Origin of the sequence: Hephaestia mangrovi (assembly GCF_019880555.1) — a bacterium.
GTDB classification, from domain to species: Bacteria; Pseudomonadota; Alphaproteobacteria; order Sphingomonadales; family Sphingomonadaceae; genus Sphingomonas; species Sphingomonas mangrovi.
Genome location: NZ_JAINVU010000008.1, coordinates 109,135 through 121,023, shown reverse-complemented (window position 1 = coordinate 121,023; position 11,889 = coordinate 109,135). Strand labels below are relative to the sequence as shown.

General features: G+C 66.5%; 13 protein-coding genes. All 13 read left to right on the top strand.

Features of this window, described 5'->3' with window-relative positions; translation table 11 throughout:
• The 13 genes from K7G81_RS15945 (at position 1) to K7G81_RS15885 (ending at position 11,887) form a co-directional block, all read left to right on the top strand.
• The gene (locus tag K7G81_RS15945; RefSeq protein WP_223031836.1) at positions 1-387 is read left to right on the top strand and encodes a YdbL family probable chaperone protein; all 387 of its coding nucleotides are present in this window, start codon (positions 1-3) and stop codon (positions 385-387) included.
• Between the two features lie 169 nt (positions 388-556).
• Positions 557-880, top strand: coding sequence for an AtpZ/AtpI family protein (locus K7G81_RS15940; RefSeq protein WP_223031805.1), 324 nt, complete (start codon positions 557-559; stop codon positions 878-880).
• 30 nt (positions 881-910) lie between these two features.
• Positions 911-1,693, top strand: a complete 783-nt coding sequence (locus K7G81_RS15935) for a F0F1 ATP synthase subunit A (protein WP_439649558.1) — start codon at positions 911-913, stop codon at positions 1,691-1,693.
• Positions 1,694-1,732: 39 nt separating this feature from the next.
• Complete coding sequence (locus K7G81_RS15930) at positions 1,733-1,960, top strand: F0F1 ATP synthase subunit C (RefSeq protein ID WP_223031804.1); 228 nt, start codon at positions 1,733-1,735, stop codon at positions 1,958-1,960.
• 52 nt (positions 1,961-2,012) lie between these two features.
• On the top strand, positions 2,013-2,507 hold the full coding sequence (locus K7G81_RS15925; RefSeq protein WP_223031803.1) for a F0F1 ATP synthase subunit B family protein: 495 nt from the start codon (positions 2,013-2,015) through the stop codon (positions 2,505-2,507).
• Positions 2,500-3,063 (top strand): F0F1 ATP synthase subunit B family protein, encoded by a 564-nt coding sequence (locus K7G81_RS15920; protein WP_223031802.1) that lies wholly within the window; start codon positions 2,500-2,502, stop codon positions 3,061-3,063. The genes K7G81_RS15925 and K7G81_RS15920 overlap by 8 nt, the downstream gene beginning before the upstream one ends.
• 158 nt (positions 3,064-3,221) lie before the next feature.
• Positions 3,222-3,542, top strand: coding sequence for a DMT family transporter (locus K7G81_RS15915; protein WP_223031834.1), 321 nt, complete (start codon positions 3,222-3,224; stop codon positions 3,540-3,542).
• Positions 3,543-3,615: 73 nt separating this feature from the next.
• Entirely contained in the window at positions 3,616-3,993 is a 378-nt protein-coding gene (locus tag K7G81_RS15910; RefSeq protein ID WP_255587172.1) for a hypothetical protein, read from the top strand.
• Between the two features lie 45 nt (positions 3,994-4,038).
• Positions 4,039-5,976: an excinuclease ABC subunit UvrC gene (gene uvrC / locus K7G81_RS15905; RefSeq protein ID WP_223031801.1), complete on the top strand. Its 1,938-nt coding sequence runs from the start codon at positions 4,039-4,041 to the stop codon at positions 5,974-5,976.
• A 92-nt stretch (positions 5,977-6,068) separates the two neighbouring features.
• On the top strand, positions 6,069-8,870 hold the full coding sequence (locus tag K7G81_RS15900) for a DUF3857 domain-containing protein (RefSeq protein ID WP_223031800.1): 2,802 nt from the start codon (positions 6,069-6,071) through the stop codon (positions 8,868-8,870).
• Positions 8,871-8,912: 42 nt separating this feature from the next.
• Entirely contained in the window at positions 8,913-9,644 is a 732-nt protein-coding gene (recO, locus tag K7G81_RS15895) for a DNA repair protein RecO (protein WP_223031799.1), read from the top strand.
• Positions 9,645-9,693: 49 nt separating this feature from the next.
• Positions 9,694-10,743 carry a 3-isopropylmalate dehydrogenase gene (gene leuB, locus K7G81_RS15890; RefSeq protein ID WP_223031798.1) on the top strand — a complete coding sequence of 350 codons (1,050 nt, stop codon included), beginning with the start codon at positions 9,694-9,696 and terminating at the stop codon, positions 10,741-10,743.
• 43 nt (positions 10,744-10,786) lie between these two features.
• Positions 10,787-11,887, top strand: a complete 1,101-nt coding sequence (locus K7G81_RS15885; RefSeq protein WP_223031797.1) for a glycosyltransferase — start codon at positions 10,787-10,789, stop codon at positions 11,885-11,887.
• Positions 11,888-11,889 lie beyond the last annotated feature (2 nt).

The following is an 11,889-nucleotide window of genomic DNA, read 5'->3' as shown; positions in this document are numbered from 1 at the left end:
ATGAAACAGGGCAAGCTCATTCTTTCGATCGCCGCTGCGGCGGTGATGGCGGCAGGTTTTTCCGGTGCGGCTTATGCGCAGCGCGACCCTGCTTATGAGGCGGCGCGCAAGGCGGGCCAGATCGGCGAGAAGCCCGACGGCTATCTCGGCACCGTTGGCAGCCAGCCGCCGGCGATCCAGAAATTGGTCGATTCGATCAACATCCGGCGCCGCTCGGCTTACACCAAGGCGGCGGCCGCGCAGGGCGCGAGTGTGGAGGATTTCGCCTTCACTTCGGGGTGCAACCTGATCGCCAAGACGTCGCCGGGCGAGAAATATCAGGCGCCGAACGGCACTTGGCAAACCCGCGGTTCGGGCGCGCCGACGCGCGATTCGCGTTGCCCGTAAGCCACGGCTGAGCGGCGGCAGGGCAGGACTCCCGCGGCGCCGGTGCGGCGCGGTTGACTTGCCCGTCAACGCTTCCTAAACGATCGGCCGCGCGGCGGGGAGGCATGCTTCCCCGCCGGTTTCGCATATGTTTTCGTGATGGACCGGTTGGCAAGGACGAGTTCGCTTCGTGGCGCAAGAACCAGAACAGATGCCGGGTGGAGAGGATCCCAAGCTCGCCTCGCTCGAGGAGCGGCTGCGCGCCGCGCGTCGCGCCGAGGAAGAGCGCACGCACCCGTCGTCGAGCTTCGGCGTGCCCGGTCCCGGCGAGAAGACCGGCCAGCGCGTGATCTCGACGTTGGTCGGATACCCACTCGGGGGCGGCATCGTCGGCTGGCTGCTCGACAATTACGTGTTCGGTACGCGGCCGTGGATCATGCTGGCGCTGCTTTTCTTGGGCTTCGCGGGCGCCTGCTTCCAGGTCTTCAAGATTTCCAGGGAGCGGCCTGAATAAGGCCCGTTCCATAGCGACTTAACAGGGATTATCAGCGTGGCCGTTCAAGCCAAGATCGACCCGATGAGCCAGTTCATGATCCACCCCGTGGGGTCGGAGACGCTGACCGGTTCTCCGTTCATGTTCACCAACTCGTCGCTGTGGATGATGATCGTCCTGGCGGTGATCCTGGTGTTCATGTGGGGCGGATTGAAGCGCCAGATCGTGCCCGGTCGCTGGCAGGCCGCGGTCGAGGGTTATGTCGGCTTCTGCGACAATATCACCCGCTCGTCGATCGGGCCGGAGGGGCGCAAATACCTCCCCTGGGTGTTCACCGCCTTCACCTTCATCCTGTTCGCCAACATCATCGGTGCGATGCCGTTCGCGATCATCCCCGGCGGGCATCCGTTCACGGTGACGAGCCAGTTCATCGTCACCGGCACGATGTCGCTGACCAGCTTCGCGATCGTGCTGGCGGTCGGCTTTTGGCGGCATGGGCTGCACTTCTTCAGCCTGTTCTGGGCGAAGGACGCGCCGTTCATCCTGGCGCTGTTCATCTTCCCGATCGAGCTTATCTCGTTCCTGGTCCGCCCGTTCTCGCTGGGGCTGCGGCCGTTCATCGCGATGTTCGCGGGCCACATCCTGCTCGACGTGTTCGGCAATTTCGTCGTCCAGGGAATCAACGCCGGCGGGCTAGGCTATGCGATCTCGGTCCTCGCCTTCCTGTTCGTGACGTTCGTCAACGCGCTCGAACTGCTGGTCGGCGCGATCCAGGCATATGTTTTCGCGCTTCTCACCGCGCTGTACATCAACGACGCGGTCAATCTGCACTGAGTTTTTCGTTCGTCACCTTTTATCTTACGGAGTTACAAAATGGATCTCGCAACTGCTCAGGTCATCGGCGCTGGTCTCGCCGCCATCGGTGTCGGCGCCGCGTCGGCGGGCGTCGGCTTCGTGTTCGGCTCGTTCCTCCAGGGCGCGCTGCGCAACCCGTCGGCCGCCGCCAGCCAGACCGGCACGCTGTACATCGGCTTCGCCGCGGCCGAACTGCTCGGCCTGATGGCGTTCGCCGTCGCGATGATCATTCTCTACGCACGTTGATCTCAGACTGATGGCCGTTGGTTCGCCGTCGGCCGTCACTGAGGGGTGAGCCATGCCGCAATTAACCCAACTTGCCATCGTCTATCAGTCGCAATGGTTCTGGCTGCTGATCACGCTTGCCGTGATCTTCTTCGCGGTCGGCCGAGGGATCGTTCCCAAGGTCGAAGCGACGGTCGACCAGCGCGATGCCAAGATCGAAGCGGACCTGGCGGCCGCCGAACAGGCGCGCCAGGATGCCGATGCGACCGAGGAGCGCTGGCGCAGCGAACTCGCCAAGGTCCACGCCGACGCCCAGGCGGCGGCGAACGAGGCGCGCGGCAAGGCAGGCGAGGAAGCCGCGGCACGGCTCGCGGCTGCCGACGCCGAGCTGCAGGCGAAGACGGCGGAAGCCAACGCCAAGCTGGCGACCGCACGCGACGCGGCGCTGGCGGCGATCGAAAGTGTTGCCGCCGATGCGGCGCGTGACATCGTCGGCAAGGTCTCGGGCGCGAGCGTGACCGCGGCCGAAGCGGACAAGGCGGTAAAGGCGGCGCTGGCCCATGGTTGAGATGATAACGATGATGACGGTCGCCGCGCCCGGCGATCCCACCAGTAGCGAGGCCGAGCACGAGCCGTCGGCGCTGGGCATTTCGGCCGGCGGCTGGGTCGCCATCGCGATGCTGGTGGTGTTCGCGCTGGCGTTGTTCGCCAAGGTGCCGTCGATCGTCGCGGGGATGCTCGACAAGAAGATCGCCGGCATTCGCGAACAGCTCGCCAATGCCGAGCAACTGCGCAAGGAAGCCGAAGCGCTCAAGGCCGACTATGAAGCCAAGGCGCGCGACGTGCACAAGGAAGTCGAGGCGCTGCGCGTCTCTGCCGAACGCCAGGCGGTCGAAATCCTCGACAAGGCCAAGGCCGATGCCACCGCGCTGATCGCGCGCCATTCGGCGATGGCCGAGGAAAAGATCGCGTCGGCCGAACGCGCCGTCCTCGCCGAGATCCGTGGCAAGGCGGCAGACGCCGCTGCGCAGGCCGCGCGCGCACTGATCGCGGAAAAGCACGGTGCCGCCGCCGACAAGGCGCTGATCGACAAGACCATCGCGGGGCTCGGCCGTCCGAATTGACCAATAGCCACCCCGGACGCGTTCCGGGGAGACTTCAGGCGAGCATTGTGCTCGCTGGATGCCGGGAACCACTCCGGCCTGATGTGTTTAGCCAGCTCTCGCCTCTTTCGGGTTTCCGGTGGGTGCTCCCCCTCATTCGAGCCCGTGGGAGAAACCCCATTTACTGGCTCGTCCTCGCAATCGCCGTCGTCACCGAAATCTGTTGGGCGCTCAGCCTGAAATGGGCGGCGACGCTCGGCACATGGTCCGCCTCGATCGTTCCGATCGTTCTGTCCTTCGTCAACATGGCGCTGCTCGCGCTGGCGATGCGCGGCTTGCCCGCGGGAACGGCCTATGCGGTGTGGACCGGCTGCGGCGCCGTCGGCGTGATTCTGGGCGGCATGGTGTTGTTCGGCGACAAGGTATCGGCCGTGCAGGCGGGGTTCATGGTGCTTACGGTAATCGGGATTGTCGGCACCAAGCTGTTCTCGCACGCATGAACGCTTGGTGCCGGCGCCGGGCGCCGGTAGATTGCGCCCAACCGTATCGTTCGAGCAAAGGACGCGTGCCCCGATGAAAATCGCCCTGATCGCCGCTGTCGTGGCGCTTGTTCCCGCCGCTGCATTCGCCCAGACCGGCGACGCACCGCCGAGCGCCTTGATCAACGCGCATTACACGCTCGACACGCCGATCAAGGATCTGATCGCCGATCCCGGCGCCAAGGCGGTGCTGGACAAGGACTTGCCCGGACTGAGTAGCGACGAGAATCTGTCGAAGTTCGAGGACAAGAGCCTGCGCGAGCTGCAGCCGATGACCGGCGGGCAGTTGACCGATGACCTGATGAAGAAGGTGGCGACCGATCTGGCCGCGACCGGTGACCCCGTCGCGGCGCCGGCCGATGGCACGAAGACTCCCCCGGTCGGCGATCCCAAAGCGCCGGCCGGCCGCTGAGCCGTGCAACTGGATCATCGCCGCCCGAGCGCCTAGATCGGCGTGATGCCGCCGAGCAAAGCCGACCGTCCCGATCAGCCCAACGCCGCCTCGCGCTTCAACGAGGACAAGGCGACGTATACCGTGCGCGGATCGCAGCCCGATCTGGAAGCCGGCGTTGCGGCGATCCGCAACGTGCTCAAGACCTTGCCGCGTGCGCCCGGCGTCTATCGCATGCACGATACGCGCGGCGACGTGCTCTATGTCGGCAAGGCGCGCGCGCTCAAAAACCGCGTGACTAACTACACGCAGGTCGATCGCCTGCCCCGGCGCTTGCAGCGGATGGTCGCGCAGACGCGATCGATGACGATCGTGACGACCAACAACGAGGCCGAGGCGCTGCTGCTCGAAGCGCAACTCATCAAGCGCTATCGCCCGCCGTACAACGTGCTGTTGCGCGACGACAAGAGCTTCCCGTTCATCCTGCTGCGCGCCGATCACGCATTTCCGCGCATCCAGAAGCATCGCGGCGCAAGGCGGGCGAAGGGCAATTATTATGGCCCATTCGCCAGCGCGGGCAGCGTCAACAACACGCTGAACGCGTTGCAGAAGCTGTTCCTGCTCAGGAGTTGCACCGACGGCTTCTTCAAGACCCGCGACCGGCCGTGCCTGCTCTATCAGATCAAGCGCTGCTCGGCGCCGTGCGTCGGGCGGATCAGCGAAGAGGATTATGCCGAGCTGGTCGACGACGCCAAGCGCTTCCTCGCCGGCAAATCAACCGACGTGCAGGCGAAGCTCGGGGGGCAAATGCAGGCCGCGTCCGAGGCGATGGATTTCGAGCTGGCCGCGGTGCTGCGCGATCGGCTGAAAGCGTTGACCTTCATCCAGGGCAGCCAGGCGATCAACGCGGAAGGCGTGGGCGACGCCGACATCTTCGCGATGGCCTGCAAGCAGGGCGTGATCGGCATCCAGGCCTTCTTCATCCGTGGCGGGCAGAATTGGGGGCACCGCAGCTTCTTCCCCGCGCACACCGCCGACGTGCCTGAGGACGAGGTGCTGCTGAGCTTCCTCACCCAATTCTATGAAGAGGTGCCGCCGCCGCGGACGATTTTCGTCGATCGCGATCTGGCAGAGGGGGCGCTGCTCGGCGAGGCGCTGGGCGAGCGCGCCGGCTACAAGGTGGCGCTGTCGGTGCCGCAACGCGGCACGCGGCGGCGGCTGATCGACCAGGCGCGGCGTAACGCCGAGGAAGCGCTCGACCGACGGCTGGCGGAGAGCACCACGCAGGCGAAGCTGCTGCGCGACGTCGCCGACTTGTTCGAACTCGGCGAGCCGCCCGACCGCATCGAAGTCTATGACAACAGCCATATCCAGGGCACCAACGCGCTCGGCGCGATGATCGTCGCGGGACCGGAAGGGTTCCGCAAGGGCCAGTATCGCAAGTTCAACATCAGGCACGCCGCGACCGACGATGATTTCGCGATGATGCGCGAGGTGTTCCAGCGCCGCTTCGCCCGCGCGCAGAGCGAGGATCCTGATCGCGACGGCGGCATGTGGCCCGATCTCGTGCTGATCGACGGCGGGCGCGGTCAGCTCAATGCGGCGCGCGGGGTGCTGGAGGACATGGGGATCGAGGACGTCTGCTTGGTCGGCGTTGCCAAGGGCCCGCATCACGGCCGCGAGGGCCGCGAGGTGTTCCACCTGCTCGATGGGCGCGAGATCACGCTGCCGACCAACTCGCCAGTATTGTTCTATCTCCAGCGGCTGCGCGACGAGGTCCACCGCTTCGCGATCGGCGCGCACCGCGAGAAGCGCGCCAAGGCGATCGGCGCCTCGCCGCTCGACGAGGTTCCCGGCATCGGTCCGGCGCGCAAGAAGGCGCTCCTCATGCACTTCGGCACCGCTCGCGCGGTGCGCAATTCGAGCCTCGAAGACCTCCAGCGCGCGCCCGGCGTCAGCAAGGCGGTGGCGCAGCAAGTGTACGATTTCTACCACGCGCGTTGAATTCATCGCATCACCGCCGTTTCTGCACGGATCGCCGCTTGCCCCGGCTGCGCGGCGCGCTAGAATTGCGGGCGACGGGAGGGATTCAAGTGATGGTGCGTAAAGCCGTTTTCGTGGCCGCGTTGCTGGCGTCGGCAAGCCTGGCGCATGCCAGCGACAAGCCGATCTATGCCCCGGCGCCCGATTGGGTGAGGCCGGCGCCGGCGGTCGATCCCGCCAAGCTCGGCGACGATGCGCCGGTGTTCCTGATTCTCGACCGGCAGCAACGGCTGAAGGACGGTCAGGTCTGGTCCTACCAGGATACCGAAACGCGCGCGGCAAGCCCGCAGGTGCTCTCGCAGATCGGCACCATCACGTTGACCTGGGCACCCGACAAGGGCGATCTCGTCATTCATCGCGTCGAGATCATCCGCGGCGCCGATCATATCGATCTGCTTAAGGGCGGCGATCCGTTCACCGTTCTTCACCGCGAGCAACAGCTCGAGCAGCTCCAGCTCGACGGTATGTTGACGGCGACGATGCCGGTCAGCGGCCTGCGCGTCGGCGATGTGCTGCGGTTGACCTATTCGGTGACCGAGAAGGACCCGACGCTGGCCGGCAACGTGCAGGATTTCGCGCCGCTGCTGGCCGATCCGTTCCGCGTGCAGTTCGCACGCGAGCGGATGATCTGGCCCGATGGGATGGACCTTCATTACAAGGTGCTGGGCGACAAGGTCGCGCCGGCGCTGAGCGATGCCGGCGGCTATCACGAACTGGTCGTTACCGAGCCCGTCGCCAAGCAGCCCGACATGCCTGACGACGCGCCGGCGCGCTATCGGCGCGGCACCGCGATCGAGGCATCGAGCTTCCCCGACTGGGCGTCTGTATCGAAGATCATGGCGCCGCTCTATGACACCGCGGGCACGATCCAGCCCGGCAGCCCGCTCGCCGCCGAGGTGGCCAAGATCGAGGCTGCGAGTCTCGATCCCACCAGGCGCGCGATGCTGGCGCTGCAACTCGTGCAGGACAAGATCCGCTATCTCTTCAAGGGCATGGACAACGGCAATTACGTGCCGCAGAAGCCCGCCGACACCTGGCAGCTGCGCTATGGCGACTGCAAGGCCAAGACGATGCTGCTGCTCGCGCTGCTCCACGAGATGAAGATCGACGCCGAGCCGGTGCTCGCCTCGAGCCAGCTCGGCGATGCCGTACCGACGCGGTTGCCGATGCCGGGCGCGTTCGACCATGTCTTCGTCCACGCCACCATCGACGGCAAGTCGCTGTGGCTCGACGGTACCAGCGCCGGCGCGCAGCTTGCCGACGTGGACGACGTGCCGCCGTTCCGCAACGTGCTGCCGCTGCGCAGCGCCGGTGCCGGGATCATGCCGCTGCCGGTGCGGGCCAGCGCGCGGCCGGACATGACCGTGGCGATCACCTATGACAAGCGCGCCGGGCTGTTCTTTCCCGGGCCGTTCGAAATGAACTTCACGATGCGCGGTCCGCTGGCGCAAACGATCAAGGCTGGTGCCGCGCAAGCGAGCAAGGACGATATCGAAAAGATCGCGGCGAAAGCGGCCAACGACATGATCTCGGCCAGCATCACCGTCACCGGCGGCAAGCTTACCTTCGATGATGCCGCCGGCACCGCGACGGTCGTCGCCACCGGCATTGCCTACCCCGAATGGACTCATGAGGACGAGCGGTATCGCGTCGCGGTCGACAAGATGATCTCCACGCTGAGCTTCGATCCCGATCGTTCGCGCACCGCCTGGCAATCGATCCCGGTCGCCACCGGCGATCCCGCGCATGTGCAATTCACCACCCGCTACGAATTGCCGGATGGCGGCAAGGGCTTCACGCTCGACGGCGCGCAGACGCTCGACACCACGCTGGCCGGCCAGACTTTCCATCGCACGACCAGCCTGGCCGATGGGGTGCTGACGATCCACGACGATGCGGTGAACACCGGCGCCGAGATCGCGCCCGCGGATATCGCCGCCGAGCGCCAGCGTGTGGCCGCGGCGCAAACCCATCTGCTGCGGTTACAGGCGCCGGTCGATTATCCGCAGGGCTGGGCGACGGTGGCGGCGGTGCGCAAGGCGCACGGTTTCGATGCCGCGCTTGCCGACTATCAGGCCAATATCGCCGCGCATCCCGATGAGGCCGATCCCTATCTTGCCCGGGCGCGCTTTCGCGTGATGACCTATGATCGCGAGGGTGCCCTCGCCGATCTCACCAAGGCGATCGCATTGGCGCCGACCGCGGACACCTATGCGTGGCGCGCGGGAATCTATCGAGATCTGGGGCAGAAGGACAAGGCGCTTGCCGATTACAAGGCGGCGCAGGCGCTCGATCCCGGCTCCTCCGGCGTCATCAGCGGCCTGGCGTCGATCGAGGCCGATCAGGGCGACAAGGATGCCGCGCTCGCGCTGGTGCAGGAGCGGATCGATGCCGGCGGCAAGGACAAGAGTGATTTCCTTGCGCTCAAGGCCGATATCCTGAGCCGCGTCGGCGATAAGGACGATGCTCTGGCGGCGATCGACAGCGCTATCGCTGCCAGTCCCGGCAATCCGACGCTGCTCAACAATCGCTGCTGGATCAAGGGGACGCAGAACACCGCGCTCGATACCGCGCTCAAGGATTGCACCAAGTCGATGGAGCTCAGCGATTCGCCGATCTCGGCGCTCGACAGCCGGGCGATGGTCTATTTCCGGCTGAACCGGATCGACGACGCGCTCGCCGATCTCAACGCGGCACTCGATCTCAATCCCAACCTTGCGGCGAGCCTCTATATGCGCGGGGTGATTCGCAAACGGCAGGGCGACGCCGCCAAGGCCGCGGCGGATCTGGCCGCCGCGCGCCTGCTCTCGCCGCAGATCGATCAGGATTACGCTCGCTACGGGATCAAGCCGTAACGGGCTGGCGCGCCGCATGGCAGCGCGCGTAGAAGCGCTGCGATGCAGGTCCGCGCCGATGCCCTGATCCTCGCCGTTCGCGGCCATGGCGAGCATGGTGCGATCGTCCGCGCGATGACGGCTGGGCACGGGCTGCTCGCCGGCTATGTTCGCGGCGGGCGATCGCGGCGGCTGCGGCCGGTATTGCAGCCCGCCAACCTGGTGATCGGCGAGTGGCGCGCGCGCACCGAGGACCAGCTCGCGCAACTCTCGGTCGAGTTGATTCACAGCCGCGCGCCGCTGTTCGGCGAACCGCTGCCCGCCGCGGCGCTCGATTGGGTGACGGCGCTGACCGCGGCATCGCTGCCCGAAGGCCATCCCTATCCTGCGGTCCACACCGCGTTGACCGGCGTGATCGAGGCGATCGAAGCGGCGCCGGCGGCGCGCGGCTGGGCGGTCGCGCTGGTCCGCTACGAATTGTTGCTGCTTGCCCAACTCGGGTTCGGCCTCGCGCTCGATCGCTGCATCGTGACGGGCGACAGAGAGGATCTCACCTGGGTCAGCCCGAAAAGCGGCGCCGCCGTCAGCCGCGCGGCGGGCGAAGGCTATGCCGATCGCTTGCTGCCGCTCCCCGCCTTCCTGCGCGAAGGGGGTATGGCGGCATGGGACGATATCCTCGCCGGCTTGCGGCTGACCGGGCATTTCCTCGAGCGCGATCTGCTCACCGAGCGGCGCGCGGAGACGCTCGCGGCGCGTGGGCGATTGATCGATCGGCTGAAAAGGGCGGTTGCGTGAGGCGGCGTCACCCGGCACAGGCGTTCCCCACGCAACCAGGGAGCCCCGCATGCCGTTGATCGCCGTCCTCGCCGGAGATGGAATTGGTCCCGAAGTCACCGCCGAGGCCCGGCGCGTGCTCGAGGCACTCGATCTCGGGCTCGATTTCGAGGACGGATTGGTTGGCGGAGCGGGTTATCGCGGTGCTGGGCATCCGTTGCCGCCAGCGACGCTGGAACTGGCGAAACGTGCCGATGGCGTCCTGTTCGGCGCGGTCGGCGATCCGGCGTGCGACGCGCTCGAACGATCGATGCGGCCCGAACAGGCGATCCTCGGCCTGCGCAAGGCGCTTGGCCTGTTTGCCAACCTCCGCCCGGCCAAGCTGTTCGAAGGGCTGGAGGATGCCTCCGCGCTGCGCGCGGAAGTCGCGCGCGAGATCGATCTCGTCATCCTGCGCGAGCTGACCGGCGACGTCTATTTCGGCGAGAAGGGCATCCGCACCACCGCAGCCGGGCTACGTCAGGGCTATGACGTAATGGCCTATGACGAAGCCGAGGTCCGCCGCATCGCCACCGTCGGTTTCGAGATGGCCAAGCGGCGCAAGGGCGTGCTGCATTCGGTGGACAAGGCCAACGTGCTGGAAACCTCGCAATTGTGGCGCGACGTGGTCAGCGAGATCGCGGCCGATTATCCCGAGGTTACGCTAATCCATATGTACGCCGACAATGCAGCGATGCAGCTCGTCCGCAATCCGGGCCAGTTCGACGTGATGGTGACGGGCAACATGTTCGGCGACATCCTGTCCGATCAGGCCAGCATGTGCGCCGGCTCGATCGGCATGCTGCCCTCCGCGGCGCTCCGGCAATGGTCGGACGATACCGGCCTGTACGAGCCGATCCATGGCAGCGCTCCGGACATCGCCGGGCAGGGCAAGGCCAATCCGTGCGCGGCGATCCTGTCGGCGGCGATGCTGCTCCGCCACTCGCTGGAAATGCCCGAACCCGCGGACCGGATCGAGGCGGCGGTGGCCAAGGCGATCGTGGGCGGCGCGCGGACGCCCGATCTGGGCGGATCGCTGTCGACGAGCGGCATGGGCGACGCGGTGCTGGCGGCGCTGTGACGCACGGCCCGGCGATTGCAGGGCCGGGCGACGGGATGGCCCGATGACCGCCTCCCTCGAGCTGGCCGTGGTCATCCCGACTTTCAACGAGGTGGCGAACGTGGCGGCTCTCGTCGCCCGGCTCGATGCGGCGCTCGCGGGGCGGGTGTGGGAAGCGATCGTCGTCGACGACGACAGCCCCGATGGCACCGCCGACGCGGCGCGCGCGATCGCGCGGCACGATAATCGCATCCGGGTCATTCAGCGGATCGGTCGGCGTGGTCTTTCCTCGGCCTGCATCGAGGGGATGTGCGCCACCGCCGCGCCGCTGGTCGCGGTGATCGACGGCGATTTGCAGCATGACGAGACGATCCTGCCGGCGATGCTCGATGCGTTGCAGGCCGACGACGGGCTCGATGTCGCGATCGGCTCCCGCTTCGTCGAGGGCGGCGGCACCGGCGATTGGGACCGCGATCGCGTCGCCAAGTCGGCGCTGGCGACGCGGCTGTCGCGCCATGTGCTCAAGGCCGAGTTGAGCGACCCGATGAGCGGCTTCTTCATGATCCGCACCGCGATCGTCCGCACGCTTGCCCCCGACCTTGCGGGAATCGGCTTCAAGATCCTGCTCGACATCATGACCGGCAGCCCGCGCCCGCTCGTCTTTCGCGAGTTCGGCTATGTTTTCCGCACGCGTGAGGCGGGCGAATCGAAGCTCGATCATGTCGTCGCGATGGAATATCTGGTCGCGCTTTACGATCGCATGTTCGGGCGCTTCGTGCCGGTGCGGTTTGCGATGTTTTCTGCAATCGGGCTGCTCGGCGTCGCGGTGCACATGGCTGTGCTGTCGCTGCTATACCTCGCGCTTGGCACGACCTTTGTCGCCGGGCAGATAATCGCTGCGCTGGCGGCGATGACCGGCAACTTCTTCCTCAACAACGCCCTCACCTATCGCGACCGGCGGTTGCGCGGGTGGCGGCAGCTGCTCGATGGCTGGGTGTCGTTCTGCGCGGTCTGCGCAGTCGGGCTGGTCGCCAACGTCGGCGTTGCCGCGTTCGTCCACGATGCCCAGCACGGCGAATGGGCAGCGTCCGCGCTGCTTGGCGTGCTGGTCGGCGCAGTGTGGAATTATGCCCTGTCCTCGCGCTTCGTCTGGGGACGGTATTGAGA

Bases quoted from the DNA above. Each gene is read 5' to 3' on its own strand.
- K7G81_RS15945 (WP_223031836.1), top strand. From the start codon at position 1: ATGAAACAGGGCAAGCTCATTCTTTCGATCGCCGCTGCGGCGGTGATG.
- K7G81_RS15930 (WP_223031804.1), top strand. From the start codon at position 1,733: ATGGATCTCGCAACTGCTCAGGTCATCGGCGCTGGTCTCGCCGCCATC.
- K7G81_RS15925 (WP_223031803.1), top strand. From the start codon at position 2,013: ATGCCGCAATTAACCCAACTTGCCATCGTCTATCAGTCGCAATGGTTC.
- K7G81_RS15920 (WP_223031802.1), top strand. From the start codon at position 2,500: ATGGTTGAGATGATAACGATGATGACGGTCGCCGCGCCCGGCGATCCC.
- K7G81_RS15910 (WP_255587172.1), top strand. From the start codon at position 3,616: ATGAAAATCGCCCTGATCGCCGCTGTCGTGGCGCTTGTTCCCGCCGCT.
- uvrC (WP_223031801.1), top strand. From the start codon at position 4,039: ATGCCGCCGAGCAAAGCCGACCGTCCCGATCAGCCCAACGCCGCCTCG.
- K7G81_RS15900 (WP_223031800.1), top strand. From the start codon at position 6,069: ATGGTGCGTAAAGCCGTTTTCGTGGCCGCGTTGCTGGCGTCGGCAAGC.
- recO (WP_223031799.1), top strand. From the start codon at position 8,913: ATGCAGGTCCGCGCCGATGCCCTGATCCTCGCCGTTCGCGGCCATGGC.
- leuB (WP_223031798.1), top strand. From the start codon at position 9,694: ATGCCGTTGATCGCCGTCCTCGCCGGAGATGGAATTGGTCCCGAAGTC.
- K7G81_RS15885 (WP_223031797.1), top strand. From the start codon at position 10,787: ATGACCGCCTCCCTCGAGCTGGCCGTGGTCATCCCGACTTTCAACGAG.